General features: G+C 61.8%; 15 protein-coding genes. 10 read left to right on the top strand and 5 right to left on the bottom strand.

Annotated elements, in window-relative coordinates; translation table 11 throughout:
* Positions 1-59: 59 nt before the first annotated feature.
* The 5 genes from ACYQ6J_RS03520 (at position 60) to rpiB (ending at position 6,623) form a co-directional block, all read left to right on the top strand.
* Positions 60-944, top strand: coding sequence for a sugar phosphate isomerase/epimerase family protein (locus ACYQ6J_RS03520; RefSeq protein ID WP_460182814.1), 885 nt, complete (start codon positions 60-62; stop codon positions 942-944).
* 147 nt (positions 945-1,091) lie between these two features.
* Positions 1,092-2,429, top strand: coding sequence for a Gfo/Idh/MocA family protein (locus ACYQ6J_RS03515; RefSeq protein WP_460182813.1), 1,338 nt, complete (start codon positions 1,092-1,094; stop codon positions 2,427-2,429).
* 220 nt (positions 2,430-2,649) lie between these two features.
* A complete protein-coding gene (locus ACYQ6J_RS03510; RefSeq protein ID WP_460182812.1) occupies positions 2,650-4,188 on the top strand; it encodes a YifB family Mg chelatase-like AAA ATPase in 1,539 nt (512 codons plus the stop codon).
* A 251-nt stretch (positions 4,189-4,439) separates the two neighbouring features.
* Entirely contained in the window at positions 4,440-5,792 is a 1,353-nt protein-coding gene (locus ACYQ6J_RS03505) for an MFS transporter (RefSeq protein WP_460182811.1), read from the top strand.
* 348 nt (positions 5,793-6,140) lie between these two features.
* Positions 6,141-6,623: a ribose 5-phosphate isomerase B gene (rpiB, locus tag ACYQ6J_RS03500; RefSeq protein WP_460182810.1), complete on the top strand. Its 483-nt coding sequence runs from the start codon at positions 6,141-6,143 to the stop codon at positions 6,621-6,623.
* A gap of 47 nt (positions 6,624-6,670) precedes the next feature.
* On the opposite strand, the gene ACYQ6J_RS03495 is transcribed toward rpiB, so the two are convergent.
* Positions 6,671-7,744 (bottom strand): hypothetical protein, encoded by a 1,074-nt coding sequence (locus tag ACYQ6J_RS03495; protein ID WP_460182809.1) that lies wholly within the window; start codon positions 7,742-7,744, stop codon positions 6,671-6,673.
* A gap of 261 nt (positions 7,745-8,005) precedes the next feature.
* Positions 8,006-9,637 carry a hypothetical protein gene (locus ACYQ6J_RS03490; RefSeq protein WP_460182808.1) on the bottom strand — a complete coding sequence of 544 codons (1,632 nt, stop codon included), beginning with the start codon at positions 9,635-9,637 and terminating at the stop codon, positions 8,006-8,008.
* Between the two features lie 233 nt (positions 9,638-9,870).
* On the opposite strand from ACYQ6J_RS03490, the gene ACYQ6J_RS03485 reads away from it, so the two are divergent.
* The 3 genes from ACYQ6J_RS03485 (at position 9,871) to ACYQ6J_RS03475 (ending at position 13,656) form a co-directional block, all read left to right on the top strand.
* Positions 9,871-11,574 (top strand): thiamine pyrophosphate-dependent enzyme, encoded by a 1,704-nt coding sequence (locus ACYQ6J_RS03485; protein WP_460182807.1) that lies wholly within the window; start codon positions 9,871-9,873, stop codon positions 11,572-11,574.
* A gap of 118 nt (positions 11,575-11,692) precedes the next feature.
* Complete coding sequence (locus tag ACYQ6J_RS03480) at positions 11,693-12,205, top strand: 2-oxoacid:acceptor oxidoreductase family protein (protein WP_460182806.1); 513 nt, start codon at positions 11,693-11,695, stop codon at positions 12,203-12,205.
* A gap of 107 nt (positions 12,206-12,312) precedes the next feature.
* Entirely contained in the window at positions 12,313-13,656 is a 1,344-nt protein-coding gene (locus ACYQ6J_RS03475) for a phenylacetate--CoA ligase family protein (RefSeq protein ID WP_460183302.1), read from the top strand.
* 102 nt (positions 13,657-13,758) lie between these two features.
* Here the strand turns inward: ACYQ6J_RS03475 and ACYQ6J_RS03470 are convergent, their stop codons facing one another.
* Both ACYQ6J_RS03470 and ACYQ6J_RS03465 read right to left on the bottom strand, forming a co-directional pair.
* Positions 13,759-15,333, bottom strand: a complete 1,575-nt coding sequence (locus ACYQ6J_RS03470; protein WP_460182805.1) for an Nramp family divalent metal transporter — start codon at positions 15,331-15,333, stop codon at positions 13,759-13,761.
* Positions 15,334-15,628: 295 nt separating this feature from the next.
* Entirely contained in the window at positions 15,629-16,195 is a 567-nt protein-coding gene (locus ACYQ6J_RS03465) for a hypothetical protein (RefSeq protein ID WP_460182804.1), read from the bottom strand.
* Between the two features lie 1,860 nt (positions 16,196-18,055).
* Here ACYQ6J_RS03465 and ACYQ6J_RS03460 point away from each other — a divergent pair.
* Positions 18,056-19,357: a trypsin-like peptidase domain-containing protein gene (locus tag ACYQ6J_RS03460; RefSeq protein WP_460182803.1), complete on the top strand. Its 1,302-nt coding sequence runs from the start codon at positions 18,056-18,058 to the stop codon at positions 19,355-19,357.
* Between the two features lie 292 nt (positions 19,358-19,649).
* On the top strand, positions 19,650-20,009 hold the full coding sequence (locus tag ACYQ6J_RS03455; protein ID WP_460182802.1) for a hypothetical protein: 360 nt from the start codon (positions 19,650-19,652) through the stop codon (positions 20,007-20,009).
* Here ACYQ6J_RS03455 and ACYQ6J_RS03450 read toward each other — a convergent pair.
* Positions 19,973-21,238 carry a beta-ketoacyl-[acyl-carrier-protein] synthase family protein gene (locus ACYQ6J_RS03450; protein WP_460182801.1) on the bottom strand — a complete coding sequence of 422 codons (1,266 nt, stop codon included), beginning with the start codon at positions 21,236-21,238 and terminating at the stop codon, positions 19,973-19,975. The genes ACYQ6J_RS03455 and ACYQ6J_RS03450 overlap by 37 nt on opposite strands.
* Between the last annotated feature and the right edge of the window lie 146 nt (positions 21,239-21,384).

Below are 21,384 nucleotides of genomic sequence, written 5' to 3'. Positions count from 1 at the left end.
GTTCGCCGGGTAAAGGGTGAGGAACGTATTCGGCACGGGGTTCGAGGAGCGGCGAGAAAATGCAAATCAGTTTCCACACGGATGCTTTCAATTCCTCTTACTGGAACTTCGAAAAGTGCCTGCAATGGGCCCAGGCGCACGACGTGCATCTCATCGAGTGCGGCGTCATCGACGGCGTGAGTTGGATTCACGGGTTGGGGTATCAACCGCACGTGGCCCTCTACGAAGACCCCTTGCTGCTGCGGCGCAAGATGGAGAAGTACGGCGTAGCGTTTTCGCAGATCGACGCAGCTTACCCGCTGTCGGGCAAGGATGGGCCGCTTTACGGAGTGCCGTACGTACTCAACGCCATCCGTTGGGCCAAGTTGGCCGGTTGCCCCCGAATCGCCACCACCGACGGCCTGGATCGTCCGGAAGGGCTTTCCGACGACGAGGCCATGGCCCTGATGCGGCGCAGTTACGAGCAAATCGTTGAGGCCGCGGAGGCCTACGAAATTACGATCAATATCGAAGTGCACGGGTATTTTACCACCAATCCGGACCGATTGGCCGAGATGCTGGACTTCTGCGATAGCCCCTTTTTGCGGCTCAATCTGGATACGGGGAATTCCTTCATCGCGGGCCAAGACCCGGTGCAATTCGCGAGGCGGTTCACCTCGCGGATCCATCATGTTCACGTCAAGGACGTAAGCCAGTCGCTGGCCGCGGCGGTCCGGGGCCAAGAGACCGGAATCGCGGTCAGCCATTGCGCGATCGGCGAGGGCGTGAATGCCGCCAACATTCGCGAAGTGCTCACGATCCTCCGCGATCACGGCTATAACGGTCCCTTGAGCATGGAATGCGAAGGGCAGGGCGGGCCGATGATCGAAAAATCCCTGCGGTGGTTGAGGAACACCCTCCAAGAGTTGGGCATTCCGGAAGAGTCTGAGTCGCCGACCCGCTGACACGGGCCGCGAGCGAGTTTCGCCATTCCGGAATCGACCATAGACAGTGGTATTTCCCCACCGGGACAAACGCCCCTCGAATCGTCGGTTCGGGAATCAATGGATCGGAAGTCGGATTGGATAACTTTCCTTACCGGAGTTGAAACGATGACACAACAAGCATCCCGCAAGCCTTCTTTGACCCGGCGTTCCTTTTTAGAGACAGCGGCGGTGGGAACGGGCGCCGTGTTGAGCGGCGCGGCCTTGGCCCGCAGCGTCCATGCCGCCGGGAGCGACGTGATTCGGGTGGGAATGATCGGTTGCGGCGGGCGTTGCTCGGGCGCGGCGGCGCAAGCCCTGAATGCCGGACCGGACATCCGATTGGTCGCCATGGCGGATGTCTTCCAGGCCAAGGTCGATGCCGCATATCAGAATCTTCACGCCCAAGCGCCGGATCGCGTCATTGCGGACGCCGATCATCGCTTCGTCGGCCTGGACGGCTACAAAAAGGTGATCGAGGCTTCCGACGTCGTCCTCATTGCATGCGCGTCGAAGTTCCATCCTATGTACGCCGAGGAGGCGATTAAGGCCGGCAAACACGTCTTCGTGGAAAAACCGCATGGGATCGACCCGGTCGGGGTGCGGCGGATGCAAGCCGCCTGCGATCTGGCCAAGGAAAAGGGGCTCAGCCTCGTCTCCGGCCTGCAAAGCCGGTTCGACGCAGGTTGGCAGGAGACGATGAAACGGATTCACGACGGCATCATCGGCGATATCGTTGCGGTTCAGGCGATGTTTCTCCGCGGACCGTACCAAGTCATGGCTCGCAAACCCGAGCATTCCGAACTCGAATTCCAATTCTGGAATTGGTACCACTTCTGCTGGCTTTCCGGCGATGACGTGCCGCAATCGCTGGTCCACAACATGGATCGGGTCACCTGGGCGCTTCAGGAGGAGATGCCGGCCTGGGCGTTCGGGTTGGGCGGACGAGCGGCCTCGTTCGGGGAGGGACTGGGCGACATGTACGACAATCAGACCGTCGTGTACGAATACGCGAGCGGTGCCCGAGTCTATGCCATGTGCCGCACCCAAGTCGGAACCTACGGCAATTCCACCGACATCATCATGGGGAGCAAGGGCGTTTGCTACCTGGGCGAAAAACGCATCGAAGGGGAGACCAACTGGAAGTTCGAGGGCAAGCAGAACAATCCTTATCAAACCGAGATCGATACGCTGATGGATTCGATCCGCAAGGGGCAGCCCTACAACAGCGGCTACCACATGGCCAAGAGCACGATGGTCACCGTGCTGGGACAGTTGGCGGTTTACACGGGCCAGGCCATGCGATTCGACGATGTGGCGGCTATGGACTTCGCCTATCGCCCGCTGCCCGAGGACGCCTCCCTGACGATGGACCCGCCCACCTTGCCGGACGCGACGGGCAACTACCCGTTGCCGAAACCGGGCATCACCGATCTGGAGTGGATTGCCGGTCCGCGCCGACCGTAGCCAACCGAGCGGGAACTCCGACAGGCGAGGGGATTCGATCCAAGCCGCACCCGGGCGCCGTGCGTCCGGGCGGGACGGATTGCATTTCGCCGCCGCTCCCCTTCCGTTCGGGAGGCCGCTCTTTGCGGAAATATCGCGGCCCGCGACTTGTTCCGCCCCGAAAAAAGGTCCAGAATAACCGGCTGGATTTTGCGCTCGGACCCGCCGGGGCTGTGAGAATATGCTGGCAAAGCTTACGACATTGACCCTCCTGGGGATCGACGCCGTCCCGGTCGAGGTGGAGGTGGACGTTTCGCCCTCCGGGTTGGCCAAAACGGTCATCGTCGGATTGGCGGAGGCTTCCGTCCGCGAGAGCACCCATCGCGTGGACCGCGCGATCGTGAATTCGGGCTTCGAGCGGCCCGAAAACCGCACCATCATCAACCTGGCGCCGGCCGATTTGCCCAAGGAGGCGGCCTCCTTCGATTTGCCGATCGCTCTCGGCATTCTGGCGGCGGGCGGACAACTCGATTCCATTCGCCCTGCTGATTATGCGGTCGTCGGAGAATTGGCCCTGGACGGCACGGTCCGACCGATCCGCGGAGCCTTGTCGATGGCCATGACGTTGGCGAAGTCGGGGCGGTGCCGCGGCCTCGTCGTCCCTCGGCATAACGCCGCCGAGGCCGCCATCGTCGAGGAGATCGAGGTGATCCCCGTCGATTCCTTGACTCAGGCCGTGGCGTTCTTGAGCGGAAACGTGGAGATTCCCCCGTTTCCCTCGCGATTGGAGGAACTGTTCCACCGGTGCGCCGCTTACGAGGACGATTTGGCGGACGTCCGCGGTCAGGAGATGGCCAAACGGGCGCTCATCGTAGCCGCGGCGGGCGGGCACAACCTTCTCATGGTCGGACCGCCCGGGTCGGGCAAGAGCATGCTGGCGCGGCGCTTGCCCACCATCTTGCCCGATCTGACGCCGGCCGAGTCCATCGAGACCACCCGCATCTACAGTGCCCTGGGCAAGGTCCAACCGGACAAGCCGCTGTTGGCGGTTCGACCGTTTCGCGCGCCGCATCACACCATCAGCGACGCCGGACTGGTGGGGGGCGGTTCCACGCCCACGCCCGGCGAGATCAGCCTGGCACACAACGGCGTCCTATTCCTCGATGAGTTGCCGGAATTCAACCGTCGAACCCTGGAGGTGCTTCGCCAACCTTTAGAGGAAAGAACGGTGACCATCGCCCGAGCGAGTTTCAGTACCACTTTTCCGGCCAATTTCATGCTGGTGGCGGCGCTCAATCCGTGCCCCTGCGGATACCGCGGCGATTCCCGACGACGATGCCACTGCACGGTGCCGCAGATCGAACGCTACATGGCCAAGATCTCAGGACCGCTCTTGGATCGGATCGACATCCACTTGGAGGTCCCGGCGGTGCCCTTTCAGGAATTGTCGGCGGGGCGGGACGGGACCTCGAGCGCGGATGCACGCGGGATGGTGATCGAGGCCCGACGGCGCCAGCAGCGACGCTTGCAAGGCGGCAAAGCCCGTTGCAACGCCGAGATGTCGCACCAGCAGATTCGCAAGCATTGCAAGTTGGGGGCGACCGCCAAATCGCTCCTCCAGACGGCCATGACGGAGTTGGGACTTTCCGCCCGGGCGCACGACAAGATTCTCCGCGTTGCCCGAACCATCGCCGATCTGGATGGAAGCGATGACATCGGCGAAGTCCACGTCAGCGAGGCCGTTCAGTACCGCATGCTGGATCGCAACATCCTTCATTGAGGCGCCGGGCTTAAGGTTTCGTGTGGACCGTGTCGCCCCGGCGGTTCGGCGGGGCGGTGTACGATTTTCACGAACGCGGATATGATGCACGATTGGCGTCGCCGCGCCGGGCGAACGGTCGCCCTGTCGATCGGAAACGCGGTCAATGTCTCGACCGCCTGAGTTCCACTCGCCGCGCGGCGAGGTCCGTCGTCCTCGCGTCCGCTGCCGATCGTAAGCCTTCTTCGCCGTAAAACACCACACGAAACCCCATGCCCTCGTCGGCGCCCGAAAGTACCCGCCGCGACGCTTATGCCGCGTGGCGTTCTCCCAGTTACCGTTCCTACGCCCCCGCCTGGTTTGCGATGGTCATCGCCTCGCAGATCGAGTTGGTGGCTTTGGGCGTGTACGTTTACGACCGCACTTCCGACCCCCTGGCATTGGGCTGGTTGGGAATGGCCAAGGCGCTTCCGGTCATCTTGTTGGCGCTACTGGGCGGGCATCTCGCCGATCGCTTCAATCGCAAATGGTTGGTAATCGCAACGCTCGCCGTGATTACCCTGACAAGCGTGGGGATATGGTCGGCGGTCCGCAACGGGCAGGTGGGCTGGATCTACGCCTTGCTGGCCGCCGCCGCAGCGGCCCAAGCGTTGGGCACTCCCGCCCGCGCCTCGCTCCTCCCCCTGATCGTACCCACCGCCGATTTCAGCAATGCCGTGGCCTGGAATAGCAGCATCTTTCAACTGGGGACGATGACGGGTCCGGTCCTGGGAGGTCTGTTGATGGGGGCGAGTAAGGACGCCGCCACGGCCTTGGCCGCCGTGGTCTGGTTTCGCGCGGCCTCGCTCGTGCTGATGATATTCGTGAACCCGCGACCTCAGGTCCACGCCGCATCGGAGGCCGCATCGACGGGAAGCGTTTGGGATGGGTTGCGTTTCGTGTTGCGTCGTCGCATGATCCTCGGCGCCATTAGCCTCGACCTCCTGGCGGTGCTGTTGGGCGGCGTCACCTATCTCTTGCCCGTCTACGCCGAGGACATCCTCTGCGTCGGGCCGACCGGTTTGGGAATGCTCCGTTCGGCGGAAGCGGTCGGAGCCATCGCGATGGCGATGCTGCTGGCGCACCTCCCTCCCATGCGACGAGCGGGTCGCAACATGCTCTTGGCGGTGACCGGGTTCGGAGTCGCGACCATCGTGTTCGGCCTGTCGAAAAACTACGCCCTGTCGCTGACCATGATGTTTTTGATCGGAGCGTTCGACAACATTAGCGTGGTGGTGCGTCACACTCTGGTCCAAATGTTGACCCCGGACGCGATGCGAGGGCGAGTTTCCGCCGTCAATACGGTCTTCATCGTTCTTTCCAACGACTTGGGAGGGGTGGAATCGGGCGTGACGGCGCGGCTTTTCGGTCCGGTGGGTTCCGTGCTGTTCGGCGGATTCGGGGCGATTCTCTCCGTCCTCGCGGTGATGAAGCTGTGGCCGGAATTGGGGCGCGTAGGGTCGCTTCACCTGATTGCACCGGCGGGGGAGAACCCGATCGGGACGGAAGCGAACGGAGCGACCGCCGAATTGGCCGCCGTCACAGCGGAGGCGGTCGCCATCGATCGCGACGCGAAACACCCGTGACGGCGGGATTCGCAGAGCGGGCTGGCGGCGGTAGTTTTCCTGCGACCGGTGACCGCCACAGCATGCGAGGCCGCGCAAAGGTGCCCCGCGAAATCAAAGGAGGCGGAATAGTCGCGAAAAAACTGTAGGAATTGACATCACGGTCGGATGGTCGTTTCTACCAACGAATCCCCTTGAGAGAGTTAACCTATATGAGGGGTAAAGAGGGCCTTTTGCATTGCCCTTCGGCGACGCAAGGGATAGATTGAATTATCGGCTGATCCACCGCGTCCGCGACGAATCCTTCCGCTTTCGACTTCCCCGGTTTTTCCGGAGGGAATGGTTTTGATTGGAACGGCTTCCGACAACATGCGAATTGCGATCGGCAGCGATCACCGCGGTTCCGCCCTGCGCCATAAGGTGATCGTTTTCTTGGAGGGATTAGGCGCGCATGTCATTGACGTGGGTGTGGATAGCGCCAACGCCGTGGATTACCCGGAGATAGCCGCGCAGGTAGCTCGTCAGGTCAGCGAGAAGACCGTGGACCGCGGAATCTTGATTTGCGGCAGCGGATTGGGAATGGCCATCGTGGCCAACAAGTTTCCCGGGGTTCGGGCGGCGCCGTGCCACGACGAAATCACCGCCGAGGTGAGTCGTAGGCACAACGATTTGAACGTGCTGTGTCTGGCCGCCGATATTCTCGGCCCAAAGCTTGCCGACCGCCTCGTCGATATTTGGCTTCGCACAGAGTTCGAAGGCGATCGCCATCTGAGACGGATTCGCAAGATCACCGAATTGGAATGTCGGAACGGTCGCCGGGAGACGTCATCTCCCGACCGGGCCGAGGTGTGACGACTCGGCCTTACCGGCTCGTATCGTCCGACGGAGATGCGGGACATCTAGAGTTCTTGCGATGAAGGGTCGTCGGCGCCTGCCGGTGGGGAGCTCTTACCGGGCTGAAGGTACGGCTTCAACCACGGCGGAGCGTGCCGATAGGTGTGCCGGACGCCCGGCAGGGGAATATTCGCGAAATCGTACTGCGGCCCGCCGAACCAGTTGAGAGCGTAGTACGCGATCAACAGCCCGCCCAGTCCGCCCAACACGATTCCCACCAACTCGCGGAGGAGGGATTTTTTCTTCCCGTTGCCTTTGAGGCGATTGCGTACGGAAGTCTCCTCCGCGGCATCGGGCCCGGCGAAGACGAAGGTTTCCTCGGATTCCGCGGGAGCCTCTCCCGTCCGGATGGCGGGTGCCGCGGTCTCGCGAATCCAGGCGGCGATGGCAGGCTCATCCGTCTCGCCGGTCGCGGTTGCGGATTCCTCCAATTTTTCCAAGAGGCGGCCGATCCAGCGCGCGGCGACCGGCCCTAACGGTCGGCCCGACGGTTCCAAGATCAATTCGCTCAAGGCGAAGACGTCGGCCCCCTCCGGCGCGCGGACCAAGATCGGGGCCTCCGTCGATTCGGATGCGGCGGGAACCGCTTCCGTGGAAGCGTCGGCATTTTGTTCGTCCGCGGTTGCGGACGCGGCGTTTTCGGAGAGCGGCGAAGTCGAAGTGCTCTCGTCTCCGGAAAGCGTTGCGAGAGATTCTTCCGACGAAGACTCCTCGACCGGCGTTTGCGACTCATCGGCTTCCACGGAGTCGCGCGCTAAGATGTCCGTGTCGCCCGCCGAATCCGCGTCGGTTCGATCGAGGACGTCTTCCTCGATTGTCGGCGAGGGCGACACGTCGGTCGCCTCGACATCGCCGACGGTCTGCGTTCGATTTGTCACGGTGACGCCCTCGGCTTCGGGTAGGTCGAGCAACTCGTCCTCGGGAAGTTCCAAGAGCATATTGGCGGTTTCTTCGTCGGTTCCGTCGGCGTCCGATCGTTCCCGGGAGGCACGCAACGAGAGGTCCGACGCAACGGACTCTTGCGGGGATTCCGCGTCCGGCGTTTCCTTTTTTTCGGGCACTTCGGCGGATTCGCTCATGGTATCGCTCCCAACGGCGCTGTACCTGCTCTGCTTGTCGCGCGCTTCACCTTCGGATTGATTCGGTCGATGAATCCGGTTCTTGGTCGGTCGGATACTGCGAACAAAGTACCTCTTTAGTGTACCATCGGTCGCCGCAATTTGCGCCGACCCCGCCGGAGTCCGCGGAGGCTCGAACGAGAGACGAGAGGTGCGATCGCGACGGTCCCGGAAACCGCCGCCGTAAGCGCCGGGCCTCTTGAGGCCGAGGTCACTGCCTGCTCAAAAGGCGTACTTGGCCTGAAGTTCAAAGCGTGCCGTTTCGCCGGGAGCGAGGCCGATGTAGTGCGTTTTCCAAAAGCTCGCCTCGAATCCCAAATTGAATTGCTTGGTGAAGTCGTACACGGTGTTGAAGTAATAGACGTGGTTATAGCAACGACCGGAAGTCATGCGGCGATTGAGCGGGTCATCGATGGAGAAGCCCCCATGCCAATGCCAGCGCGGCGTGCAGTCGTAGCGCACGTCGAACCAACCGCCGTTGGAGAGGATGGGCGCACGCGTACCGCGATCGATGGTTTGCAAGATTCCGCCCATGTAGGCCGCCAGGTTTTCTCCCGTGAAGAACTCACATTGAAACCCCAGTCGCTCCGTGATCGGCCAATCGAAATCCACGCTGAAAGACCAAGTCTTGCGCGACAGGTTGGAGACGGGATCGGGATTGGGCGGTCGAAAGTCCCAGTTCTGTTCGCCGATGTGTCCCGAGACACCCAGCGTGATCGGCCGACAACCGGGATTTTCCCGATCGCCTAACGTGAAGGCGATCCGACCTTGGAAGTCGGGCCAACCGCCTTCCGTCCCTACGACGTTCGTGGAGGCGGGCGGGTTGATGATGATGTTCGAATTGGCCGACCATTGCGCCGTGATAAGGAGGAAGTCCGACAGGTCGAAATAGCGTTCCAGCCTCAGTTGCGCGCGGCGATATCCTAAATTGCCCACGCCGGAACCGGGTACGTAATTGAGCATGCCGGGGTAAAGGGGCGACATCAAATCCCACGCCTGCCCGAACAGGAAACGCCACTGCTCGTTTTTCGCCTCGATGTAGGCTTGGCGAAAGAGCACGCCGGACTTGTTCTTCAGGACCCATTCGCCTTGGAAGTCGAATTCGATCTTGCCTCCGAGCTTGATGTCGGGACGACTCTCAGGCGACGGGCCGACGATATCCAACCCGAGTCGCGTCGATTTGGCATCGAAAAAGAACCCGCTCTCTCCCTGGACATCGCGGGATTCCACCCACAGGGCGAAATCGCCCAAATACGTTCGCTCCGTTTCGTACACGCCGCTGACCGTGATGCGTCCGTAGGGCGTAATTTGGAACGCACCCTTACGCCAGGCCAGCCCTTGCAACTGTTGCTGCAATTCTTCGCGAGTCACATAAGGCGATTCGTAGGCGGCGGTTTGAAGATCATACGCCTCAGCGGTTTGAGGAGGTCCGCTCAGCGATGATTCGGGCCATGACACGGGAGGCGCACCGTCGGGCGGATCGCTTGACGCCGAGAGGTAAGGGAATGCCGCCGTGTTGGGGTGTGAAATCGGCTCGTTCCGCGAGGACGACGGTCCAACCGAGGCAAGTTCGCGCAGCGAGGCGGTCTTCTGGTTCGAAAGAGTCGCCGCCGGGTCGCTGCCGGCCGGGGAGTAGCCCGCGATCGGCGGTTCGGCGTCGGTCGCCGGGATCGTGCCGAAGATTCCGTTGCCGCTCGCGAAACTTGGCTGAAACTCGACGGTCTGACCCGTGGCTTGGGGAACGAATAGGCAAGCGACCACGACCCCAAGGACGGAGAATCTCCGTCGCTGACGATGGATTACGGAGCGAAGGCCGCCGGCGATTTGGCGGGGAGCGAGGTCGAGTGAGGCCATGAGTTGCCGCCTCTTGTCCGGGTGTCGATGTTTGGTGGCCGTTTGCTTGGGATTGCACCGAGCGAGGGCGCAACGTCACCCCTCCGATCGTAGGGTGGAAGTGTTATCGACCATTTAATCGGTAATCTTTATTCAAGCGGTCTATGTTATGGCCGTCCGTACTTTTCGTTGCGAACCCGCTGCAACCTTTGTAAAATCACGGTTTTCGTTTTCTTGGCCGGGTCGATTGACCGGTGACGGGGTATGGACTGCAAGATGCGGCGTACCCAGTGGACGGTCGGGGCGGTATCCAGCAGTTCCGGGAGGATAATTTGTCAGGTAATTCTCGCTTATTTTTGAGCGGCAACGAGGCGGTCGCGCTGGCCGCCAAGCATGGGCACGTCTCGCTTGGGACCGGTTATCCGGGGACGCCGTCGACGGAAATACTCGAGAACTTCGCCGAGTTGGGCGGTAAGGCCCAATGGGCGCCCAACGAGAAGGTGGCGCTCGAGGTGGCCATCGGCGTCGCACTGGGACGGGCCGACGCCCTCGTCACCATGAAGCACGTCGGGCTGAACGTGGCTGCCGACCCTTTGTTTTCGGTGGCATACACGGGCGTGCCGGGGGCGCTGGTCATCGTTTCGGCGGATGATCCCGGCATGGCCTCCAGCCAGAACGAGCAGGACAATCGCCGTTACGCCGTGGCTGCCGGCGTTCCCATGCTGGAGCCTGCCGATTCGCAAGAGGCGTACGACTTTACGCTGGCGGCGATCGAATTGTCGCGGGAATGGGAAACACCCGTCCTCTTGCGGATGACGACGCGGGTGTGCCACTCCAAAACGGTGGTGGTGCCGCGTGAGGTCGGCAAGTTGCCCGACTCGCCGCGGTTCGTCCGCGATATGGAAAAGTACGTGATGATACCGGCGTATGCGCGCCGGGCGCACAAGCGATTGCGAGAGAAGCTTCGAGCTTTGGCCGCCGTCAGTGAATCGCCGAGGTTTGTGCGAGAGGACGCAGGGGCGGAGGAGTTGGGGATCATCACCTCCGGGATCAGCTACATGCATGTCCGCGAGGCTGTGCCGGAGGCCGCCGTTCTCAAGCTGGGAATGACGTACCCGTTGCCGCTCGAAGCCATCCGGGAGTTTGCCGCCCGCTTCCAACGGTGTCTGGTGGTCGAAGAGGGCGATCCGTATCTCGTGGAGCAGATTCGCTCGGCGGGGATCCCGGTGGAAGACAAGCCCGAGATGTACCGCTTTGGAGAATTGGACGTGGCGCGAGTGCGACGGATCGCGGCGGGGGATATCTCCCCGGAACCGGTGCCGCCGCCGGTAAAGCCGCCGCAATTGTGCAACGGGTGCCCGCACCGCGTCACGATGGAGATTCTGCGGGAATTGGACTGCATTGTGGCGGGAGACATCGGTTGCTATTCGCTGGGCGTCCTACCGCCTTTTCAAGCGATCGATGCTCTGATCTGCATGGGTGCCGGCATCGGCATGGGTTTGGGGTTGCGGCACGTCCTGCCCGAAGAGCAGGCGCGTCGCGTCGTGAGCATCATCGGCGACAGCACGTTCGTGCACACGGGAATCCCGGGCGTGGTGGAGATGGTGTACAATCCGCCGCCGACCGGCCATTTGGTCCTCATCTTGGACAACGGTACGACGGCCATGACCGGCATGCAGGAGCATCCCGGCACGGGACGAACGCTGAATCATGAACCGACCGGACGCGTGGATTTCGAACAGTTGTGCAAGTCCCTGGGGATCGAGAATGTCGGCACGATCGATCCGCTGAGCGATCGCGAGGGATTGAAAACCGCGATCCGAACCGCTTTGGCGAGTAACGACTTGTCCGTCATCATCGTGCGGCGAACGTGTCTCTTGGCGGCGGGAAAAATCCGTCAGTACGAGGCCGCCGCTCAGAAATCGACCGCCTGCGATGCGGTGACGCCGGTGCCGTAGCGAGGCGACGAAAACGTGGGGGCAAGGCCGATGCTGCGTCGTCCGGCGGCGTGGAATCCTTTTGCCGGGGGCGATCCGTCCCAAGCTGAATCGAATGAGTGAAATAGGGCGACTTGCCATGAAGATCAACGGGGAGCGTGTCATCAACGTGGTGATTGCGGGCTTGGGCGGGCAAGGCGTCATCAAGGCTTCGGACGTCTTGGCCGACGCGGCCTTCTTGTCGCATTACGACGTCAAGAAAGCCGAAGTCCACGGGATGAGCCAGCGCGGCGGCGGAGTCACCAGCGATGTTCGGTTCGGACCGCGCGTCTTCAGCCCCATGGTCCCGCCCGGCGAGGCCGACTATTTGGTGGTTTTGGCCGCCGATCAAGTGGAGCCGAATACGGGACGGTTGCGAAAAGGAGGCGTGTTGATTGCGCCGGACGTGGTGCGGGAGGACGAGTTGCCCCATCGGAAGGCCGTCAATTCGGCGCTCCTTGGCGTTCTCAGCCGATTCTTGGACGACCGCATTCCCGCGGATTGTTGGCATCAGGCCCTGCGACGGCAGTTCAAGCCGGAATTGGTCGAAGTCAATCTGGCTGCATTCGAGTTGGGACGCCGAAAAGGCGAAGCCCTTCGAGCGATCCAGTGATTGCCGGGTCGATCGAAGGCGGGCGGCGACGGTGAGGAAACGACGCGTGACGGTTCGGGGGGCGTGAACGGAACGACCGCTGGAGAATCGCGGAGCTAGTCGTGGCGATGAATCATTTACCCCATTCGGATACTGGTACGTCGCGGGCCATTCATCCCGCTTGCGCCATGGACTTCGTGCCCCGCGAAGTGCTCCGTGCCGTGCAATTGGAGCGACTCAAGAGGACGGTTCATCGGGCCTATACTTCCGTGCCGTTCTATCGCCGAAAGTTCGATGAACTGGGAATAGTTCCCGAGGACGTCAGATCGCTGGAGGACATCGTCCGCTTGCCCACGACGGTGAAAAACGACCTGCGGGACAATTATCCATTCGGTCTGTTCGCTCGGCCCATGGAAGACATCGTCCGCCTGCATGCTTCGAGCGGCACGACCGGCAAGCCGATTGTGGTGGCATACACCAAGAGCGATTTGGAGACCTGGAGCGAGGTCATGTTGCGGACCTTCGCGGCGATCGGGCTGAACGAAAACGATATCATTCAGAATTCGTACGGGTATGGATTGTTTACGGGAGGTTTGGGGGCCCACTATGGGGCGGAACGCTTGGGCGCTACCGTGATCCCGACCTCCGGCGGCAATACCGACCGGCAGATCATGATCCTTCGGGATTTCGGAGTCACCGCCATTTGCTGCACCCCCAGCTACTTCCTGCACCTCGCCGAGAGGGCCGCGGAGTTGGGAGTGGAGATGCGAAGCCTGCCGCTGCGCGCCGGCATCTTCGGCGCCGAACCGTGGAGTGAGAATATGCGGCAGCGCATCCAGGACGAAACGGGTATCAAAGCCTACGACATCTACGGCCTGAGCGAGATCATCGGACCGGGAGTGGCTTCGGAGGATGTGACGCAGGACGGTTTGTACATCTTTGAAGACCACTTCTATCCCGAGATCTTGGATCCGCAGACCGGCAACCCGGTTCCGGACGGACAACCGGGCGAACTGGTACTCACGACGTTCAGCAAGCAGGCCATGCCGATGATCCGCTATCGTACGCGGGACATCACGCGGTTTCTGACGGAACCTTCCGCCTCCGGGCGTACCCTGCGACGCATCGCCCGCATCTCTCATCGCAGCGACGATATGTTCATCATCCGAGGCGTCAACGTCTTTCCGTCGCAAGTCGAAACGGCCCTCTTGGCGGTCGAGGGCACGCTGCCACATTATCAAATCGTCTTGCGTCGCGCGAAAGGCTTGGACGAAATGGAAGTCCGGGTCGAGGTGACCTCCGCCGTTTTCAGCGACAAAGTTCGGGAACTGGAGGAGTTACGCCGCAAGTTGATGCGGGCGGTGGAGGGGGTGATCGGCATTCGTGCCGAAGTGGTGCTCGTGGAACCGCACACCATCCAGCGAAGCGAGGGCAAGGCGCGACGGGTCCTCGATCTACGGAACGAAACCTGAGGAATCGCCGATGTCATCTCGGCGACCGCGGGTTTTCTTGCGGCGAGGACGGTCTCGGCTTCTTATCCAGGTTGTCTCAAGTCCGATCGAGGCATCGGGCTTTCAGTGAGGCATGATCCAGGGACGGATTGCGAAAAAGGCCCCGGCAATTCCCGCCGCGAATAACGCCGCAGCGGAAATCCACAGGAAAACATCCCACCACCGACCGGGTCGCAAGTCGGCCGGACAGGCGCGATACCGAAAGAAGATGGCGGCGCCGGCCAGCATCGGCAGCATGATGGCCTGCATGAAACCACTTGCGATGATCAGAGAAACCGGTTCGCGATAGAGCAGGCAGGTCGCCAGGCTGAAGAGCGGAAAGCCGACGCTGAAGGCGACCACCCAGGAAGTCGGCGGCGGTTGATCGGGGTGAGATTCCCGGCCGAGGAACAGGCGGAGGGCGTCGGATGCCACCCTTGCGTGGCCCGCAGTGGCCGAGAAGAAGGTGGAATACAACACGGCCACGGCGCCCGCCAGAAACAAAACCTGGGTCCACGTCCCAAAGACCGGGGCATACATCTCGCTGAGCGTGACGATCAATCGGGAGCCTTCGGGCTTCAGTCCCGCGCGAAACAGGACCGCTGCCCCCAGCAAATAAAACGCCGCCGTGGCGAACGTGTAAACGATCATGGAAAGGAATGCGTCCCACTGTATGACGCGCATCCACCCCCGGGCGCGTTGGGTCCAGTCGGGCGAATGATCGGGCCTGCCGGCGTGCTTGGCATAGCCCTTCTCCAGGCACCAATAGGGATAGGTGATCAGCTCGTTCGTGCCCATTCCGATGATTCCGAACGTAGCCAGCGCCGTGCCGAAGGCCGCCCAGCGATCGATGCCGGATGGCAGGCGGAAACTGAGGCCGGAGATGAGATCGCCGAGGGAGACGGCCCATTCCGGGCGGAATTGCAGGGCAATCACGCACCAAACGGTGGCCACGGTGAAAGCGGCTACCAGGATCGTGCACACCCATTGGATGGTTCCGTATCGCCCCAGGACCAAGATCGGGATGGTGCCCAGGCAAATGATCGCCGCCCAGAGGATGTCATCCGTCCACGCAAAACCCTGCGAACCGTAATCCGGGCGCTTCGCGGGAGGACTTGGCCCGACGCCGCGGGGTTCGGCGCTGGGTTGATCGTTTTCCCGGCTTCCGACTTCAGCGGGAATCGCCTCCGATTGCCTCGCCCATTCGTCTTGCGCATCGAGGAGACGTTGATAGCTGCCGTCCAACGGTAGCGCGATTGCCAAGGCTTGCCCCACCCCGTGCGCTATGCCGCCCAATTGAGCCAGGCTCACGACGAACATCACCACCCAATACCAAAGCATCCAGTGCACTCGGACTCGCGGTCCGGGCAGGGAATTGAGAGCGGCCATCGTGGTCCGTCCGCTGACGACGGCGTGACGGCCCAACTCGACTTGCACGAAGACCTTGCTGACGCAGCCAATGATGATGAGCCAGAGCAGGGCGAAGCCGGCCTCGGCCCCCGTCCGCGTCGTGGCTATCAACTCGCCTGAACCGACCACCGCCGCAGCGATGATCATCCCCGGTCCCATGCTGAGCAACATGCGGCCGAACCTCGTCGGTGGGGATTGCACGCACGAATCAGGCGGGATGACGCCGGAGGAGGCGGTGGAATCGCTCACGGGCGGAACTCCGCGCGATAGGGGTGAAGCGCCGAACTGCCGTTCCCTTTCTTCCGCTTTTTTCGCCGCAAGAAACTCGGCGAGCGGCGGAAAAGACGCCCCTATCTTTGCACGGAAGGCTCCGCGCACGCAACCACGGCACACGTGCCATTCAAAAATGTGCCGGCGACGTCGAGGTTGACGCCGGAGGGCGTTTCTGAATCCGGTCGGGCGCCAATGCGTGAATTTCTGGTTACCGTCGGAGAGGCGTTCCCGCCCGGCGGTCTCGCTTTGGATGGAGTATCCCGTTGGGGCGCTACCGCAGAGTTTCTGGGCGATTTCCTCGCGCCGTCCAACCGTCGTCCGAAACGGTTCGGGCGGGGATCGTACGACGGGGGGAGTCGCTCGAACCGGTACGTGCAGCGACCGTGCTTTGCGACGCGGACGAGGGTGCCGCCGGCGAGGGCGATGAACCGAGGTCGGGAGCGTCCTCCAATTTGCGATCGGTAATCGAAATGATGTTTTCCGGTGGAACCCCGAAATCAATCACCGGTTCGATCGATCGTGCATACGGCGGGGATAGCTTGACAGGTCGGTCGGTGGATAACAGAGGGCGGTTTTCCTCCGGTTCGAACGGCAGCGAAGGATCCTCGACGACGGGGGCATCGGTTGCAGTGCCCGAAGCCGAGAGCAAGACGTCATCCGAGGCCGGTGCCACAGCGGACCCGGCGCGCGGCGCGACAGGCGAGCAAGAGTTGCAACCGCCCTCCCCGGCGCGGCCCAAAAACGTCGGCCCGCAGTAGTCGTAAGGACTTGCGCACATGCGACAGCCCGATAGGAAAATCAAGGTGGCAAGGATATATAGCCAGATCTTCTGTTGCATGGTTTTCTCCTCGATCGGCCGATTTGCCGTGGTGCCGCCTTTCGTTGGGGTGACGCCGTTCCATCGATTCCCGGTCCGTGGGCAGGCGTTCCCAGAAATCTTTCGGCAGAATATCCGTAATGACCGCAACTTTTTTCGGAATCGCTAAGGCTTTCCCATGTTTCGCGCATGTTGGGCGCGGCACGAAACATGCTCAGGCTGAACGCTGCGGAGAGATATCAAAACGATGCGCCCGAACCGGTGGGGGTCAATCGTTGAAAAGGATGCTGGTTTGCTTGTTGTAGTTTGATTGGGTGGATTAGGAGTTTTGAGTGCGTGGAGTTGATTATATCGATTGATTCGGTTCTTTCGATTTCGCGTAGTCGTTTGCCGATGCAATATTTGATGGGAAGTCCGATTGTAAAGACCGAGCCCATCGGCAGTGGGGGTTTTCCAAGCGGACGCAAGTATCGTGCCCGATTCGCCGCCCCGAATTCCTCTGGTGTGGTTCGCGTGTCTGCTGGCCATGTGGCTGGGAGGCTGCGCATCGCATCGATGTCTTGCTCCCAGAAGTGGGGGCTATCCCTGTCGAAGCTGTGCTCCTTCGGCCTGTGTGGCCAAGGCGGACGGGTCGAGTGATTGTGGAACACCGTGCCCCAGTGTACGTTGCCGTCTTTGGGGGCTTGGCTGCCGTTTGCACGGCGTTCTGGGGGACGTCCGTTGGGTCATTCGAGAAGGCATTGTGGGTCGTCCTGAGGAAAATATTCCTCCGGGACCTACGCCGCCGCCCATTTTGGATGAGTTGTTCCCGTTGCCCACTCGTCCCGTCTTCTATCCGAGTACGACCCACGATCAAGGTGACCCTATCCAATCCGCAGGAGGGCACGGCAAGTCGGCACCCGGTTCGAGCGAGAGTTCCAAAGTAACGGCTCCTCCTCCCCGCGGTCCGGGAAAGGCGGGGTCGGCGGAGCGGCGGGGCGCTGCCGCCGTGCAGGAGGGTGCCCAACCGGAAGTAATCCCTGCTCCTGCGCCGTTGCCGCCCGGGGATGCGCCCGGGTTACCCGAAGATAGATCGTCGCAGGGAATTCCGCGCGATCCCCAAGCTTGGGATAGTGAAGGTTGGCGGACCGCCCGTGACGTCGGAGAAGCGGATGTCTCATCGCCGGCCTCGACGAGCGCGTCAGGCAAAACGAGGAACGGCACGTCTGAATCGAGCGGTAACCCAGCCTGGGTCTTTCTTCCAGCCTCGCCGACCACTGCCGGCGGCCCGCAGGTCACCGTCTCCGTCGATCATTCGGACGCTCAGGGGCGACGGCAGGACAACGTCCGCCGCTGACGTTTCGGTGCGTGGGCAATTCGCGGTCGTGACGCCAAGGAAGTCACGTCAAAATCGGCAAGCGTCATTCTATTTGCCGTTCTCTCCATCGCCGTGTCTCCACACGGGGGTTTTTCTCCAGATAGGCCATCTCAACGGCCATCCAACGGTTTTCGGTGAATCCCATGTTCACACGAGGTCGCGCCGGCGCCCGCAAGACGCGATGTGAGTTGATGCCGCAATGTCGCGTGGCACGGTTGGCAAAGGCCCCAATTGTGGCGGGCACAACCGATGGCTGCCGAATGACAATGGGATGTTTCGCACATTGCGGCCTCTGCGTGGATTTGATTGATGGGGTAAGATCGTTCGAGTTTTCCGGAGGGGGTTGCCGTGGTCAAGGCTGTACGGCTTCGTTCCGATGTAACGATTCTAGGCCGGAAACGCCTCCCGATTCCGGTGCGGTCACAGCGTTTGCGCGGACCTTCAACCCAAGACCGTCGGCCTGCCCTGCTATGCCATCCACACACCGCTTTGGAACGATCGCACGATGCGTTGTCCTATGCACCATGTTGGGGTTAGCGATTCCGGCGCCCGTCTCGGTCGCGGAGGACTTGCGTGAAACTCCGATCGTAACCGCTATTCGCAACGCCCGCCCGGCGGTCGTCAACATCCGCGGCGAAAAGACCCTGGTGACGACGGCGGGGGCGTCTTCCTCGCGGCCCGATGCGTCACGAAGGGTGAACGGCATGGGGACCGGCGTGATTATCGATCAACGCGGTTATATCATCACCAATCACCACGTCGTGGACGGCGTCCGCGAGATCGAAGTCTACCTCTACGACGGCAGTCGCTACATCGCGAGCTTGATCGCACGAGATTCCGAGACCGATCTCGCCATCATCAAAATCGATGCGGATCGGCCGTTGCAAACAATCCGCATCGGCACGTCGTCCGACCTAATGCCCGGAGAGTCGGTGATCGCCTTGGGCAACGCCTACGGTTATGAGCACACCGCCACGCGAGGCATTGTGAGCGCCCTGCACCGCGCCGTGCAAGTCAGCGATTCCCAGTTCTACGAAGACTTGATCCAGACGGACGCCAGCATCAATCCCGGCAATTCCGGCGGACCGTTGCTGAACATTAACGGAGAGATGGTGGGGGTCAACGTCGCCGTTCGGGCGGGAGCGCAAGGAATCGGTTTCGCCATCCCCGTGGATCGGGTCGTACAAGCGGCCGCGCGGCTGCTGGCGCAGATCAACCAGAAGAGCATCTTGCTGGGGCTTCGTTTTGCTCCGTCGGGCGGAACGACGTCCTCGCTGTCCATCGCGGAGGTCTTTCCCGACAGCCCTGCCGCTCAGGCGGGATTGAAGCCGGGCGACACCATCCTGAGCATCGATGAAACGACCATCGCGAACGAACTCGATTTTCAGCGAGCCCTCTTGGAGCGTCGGCCCGGCGAATCGTTGGAAATGGCCGTCCTCCGTTCGGGAGGTTCCGAGGAGGGGGTGACCCTGGTCCTGGGCGGACCGGCGGGCGGCGAGAAGACCGATCGCATCTGGGAATTGGTCGGGCTGCGACTGCAACCCATTTCGGCGGAAGAGTTTCAAGCCAAATACAATACCCGTTACCGAGGCGGTCTGTTGATTACGGAGGTCCGGGCGGGCGGGCCTGCCGCTGCACAGGGGTTGCGTCCCGGCGACGTCTTGGTGGGGATGCATCTCTGGGAAACGGTGTCCCTCGAAAACGTGCAGTACATCATCCAGCGGCCCGATTTCGATAGCTTTCTGCCCTTGAAATTCTTCATCCTCAGGGACAACGAGACCTTCTACGGGTATTTCGCCATCGCCCGAGCGGGCGGCGAAAAGTGAATTGGCGACTCATTCTGAGGGTAGCCGAATAGCCGCGTCCTGCACCGTGGGCGGGCCCAACAATGCCCTCTTGCGCCGCGTCCCCCGTTTTTCGGGGGACTTTCTTTGGCGCCGAGCGTGGTTTGAAGTTATACTCGAAGTAGGTTTCGGTCGGCGCCGCGAACGTGACTCGACTGCGGGGACCGACGTTTTCCAGGCTTCCGGTCTGATCTGCGGCCGATTACTCGGCCGGGCAAGGTTCGTGGCAGGCCTGGGGGACCGATGCAATCCCGGTTCTTTCGGAGGGCTATCCGTGTCGAACGCAGGCGATAATCCGTTCAACTTGGACGATTTCAACCTCGGCGGTCCCGCTGCCGGCACCGCGGACGGCGTGGCGGCAGGGTTGGGGACCGCGAGCGAGGCTGCCGCCCCTCAGGGATCGGCCGAAGCGGCGGAAAAACCGCGTCGTCCCGGCCTGTTTGCGCAACTCAAACAGACCAGCATTTTCACGGTAATGCTGGGCCTGTCGCTCTTGGCGTTGACGATCGCAGTGGTCGTTTTGGCGATCGAGTTGAGTCGCTACCAGTGGGATACCCGGGCGCGATCCGTCCGCGGTAGCGTCATGGCGCCGGTGGTTTACCCGGCGGTCTCGACGATCACAGTCGCCGCCTGACCCGCAGACGTGTAGTTGACCGCCAAGAAGAGATTCTTTTCCGTCCGATAGTCCGCGGCGGTGACGACCTCGACGGGGCATTCCGGATCGGGGAATTCGTAATTCAGGGTCCGCGGAACCGTCTTTTCCCCTGCCAAGACCAGGCTGGCGGCTATTTCCAGAGCACCGGTCGCCGCGCCTGCGTTGCCGAGGAATGACTTGGGAGCGGTCACGGGAATCTGAGGCAGGGTTTCGGCCAAGGCGCGGCTTTCCCAAACGTCTTCCCGGGGTGTTCCTCTCCCGTCTGCATTCACATGCCCGAGCGACCGAGGGTCGGCGTCGGCGTCTTGCAGGGCGAGGCGAATGGCCCGAGTTACGGCCGCAGTGACTCCTCGGCCTTGCTCGCCCCGATGGAAAACGCGACCGCAACCGCGAATCCGGCCGAGAATTCCGGCCCCCCGCGCGACGGCGTGCAATTCCCTTTCCAAGACGAAAACCGCAGCCCCTTCTCCTCGGACTTCGCCGTCTCGCCGGAGGTCGAAAGGACGCGGCGATCGGCCGTCCTGATCGGCTCGGGCCGAAATTCGGCCGAGCACGGCGAACCGCGTGCAATCGAATGGCGTCAATTCCGATGCCGCACCGCCGACCAGCACTACGTCCGCCAGTCCGCGTTCGATCAATAGAGTCCCTTCGATGAGGGCCAGCAACGACGAGACTTCGCCGTGGTGGATCGTGTTGTTGGGGCCTCTCGCATCGAGCACGATAGAGATGTGCGACGCGATCATATTGGGCAGGACTTTAAGAAAACTCAGCGGGAATGTGGCGGCCATGCCTTCCGCGGCCCAGCGCGCGAAATCGAAACGCCCCTCGACCATGCAGGCCCGGTAGGGTTCCTCACTGTCTTCCAGCGAACCGCAGATGCGGTCGGCGCCCAGGACGATCCCGAACCGATCCGGATCGACCGATGCGGAGTCGAGTCCGGCGTCCTGCCAGGCAAGGCGAGAAGCCGCCACCCCCAACTGGGCGTCGCGAGCCATGACTTTTAGACTCTTCCGCTGCGGGACGAACTGCTTGGCATTGAAGTCCCGTACTTCGGCGGCGGACCGGACCGGAAGCCCCCCGGGATCGAATTGTGTGATCGGCCTAGTGCTGCCGGTACCGGAGAGAAGGGATTTGCGGAATGCGTCGCGACCGATCCCAATGGGAGATACGATTCCAATCCCGGTAATGACGGTCTCGCGAAACGGCATCCTAAGTCTCGACGGTGTAATGAATTATTCGCTGCGGCTTGACGTGGTCGGCGGGTTGGAACGAGTCGTTTCGGCCCAACGGGCTTGAGGCGCTCAGAAGCCACAGGAGGTTCCCAACCCCTCCTAAGGATTATCGGCAGCGCGAG

The sequence above is a fragment of the Thermopirellula anaerolimosa genome (assembly GCF_054657335.1).
Note: the sequence above shows the minus strand (reverse complement) of the source record. Positions and strands in the feature narration are given on the sequence as shown.

What these genes read in the sequence shown, in the direction of transcription:
- ACYQ6J_RS03475 (WP_460183302.1), top strand. Translation starts at nt 12,313, where the DNA reads ATGAATCATTTACCCCATTCGGATACTGGTACGTCGCGGGCCATTCAT.
- ACYQ6J_RS03480 (WP_460182806.1), top strand. Translation starts at nt 11,693, where the DNA reads ATGAAGATCAACGGGGAGCGTGTCATCAACGTGGTGATTGCGGGCTTG.
- ACYQ6J_RS03460 (WP_460182803.1), top strand. Translation starts at nt 18,056, where the DNA reads ATGTTGGGGTTAGCGATTCCGGCGCCCGTCTCGGTCGCGGAGGACTTG.
- ACYQ6J_RS03490 (WP_460182808.1), bottom strand. Translation starts at nt 9,637, where the DNA reads ATGGCCTCACTCGACCTCGCTCCCCGCCAAATCGCCGGCGGCCTTCGC.
- ACYQ6J_RS03505 (WP_460182811.1), top strand. Translation starts at nt 4,440, where the DNA reads ATGCCCTCGTCGGCGCCCGAAAGTACCCGCCGCGACGCTTATGCCGCG.
- ACYQ6J_RS03450 (WP_460182801.1), bottom strand. Translation starts at nt 21,238, where the DNA reads ATGCCGTTTCGCGAGACCGTCATTACCGGGATTGGAATCGTATCTCCC.
- ACYQ6J_RS03510 (WP_460182812.1), top strand. Translation starts at nt 2,650, where the DNA reads ATGCTGGCAAAGCTTACGACATTGACCCTCCTGGGGATCGACGCCGTC.
- rpiB (WP_460182810.1), top strand. Translation starts at nt 6,141, where the DNA reads ATGCGAATTGCGATCGGCAGCGATCACCGCGGTTCCGCCCTGCGCCAT.
- ACYQ6J_RS03465 (WP_460182804.1), bottom strand. Translation starts at nt 16,195, where the DNA reads ATGCAACAGAAGATCTGGCTATATATCCTTGCCACCTTGATTTTCCTA.
- ACYQ6J_RS03520 (WP_460182814.1), top strand. Translation starts at nt 60, where the DNA reads ATGCAAATCAGTTTCCACACGGATGCTTTCAATTCCTCTTACTGGAAC.
- ACYQ6J_RS03515 (WP_460182813.1), top strand. Translation starts at nt 1,092, where the DNA reads ATGACACAACAAGCATCCCGCAAGCCTTCTTTGACCCGGCGTTCCTTT.
- ACYQ6J_RS03495 (WP_460182809.1), bottom strand. Translation starts at nt 7,744, where the DNA reads ATGAGCGAATCCGCCGAAGTGCCCGAAAAAAAGGAAACGCCGGACGCG.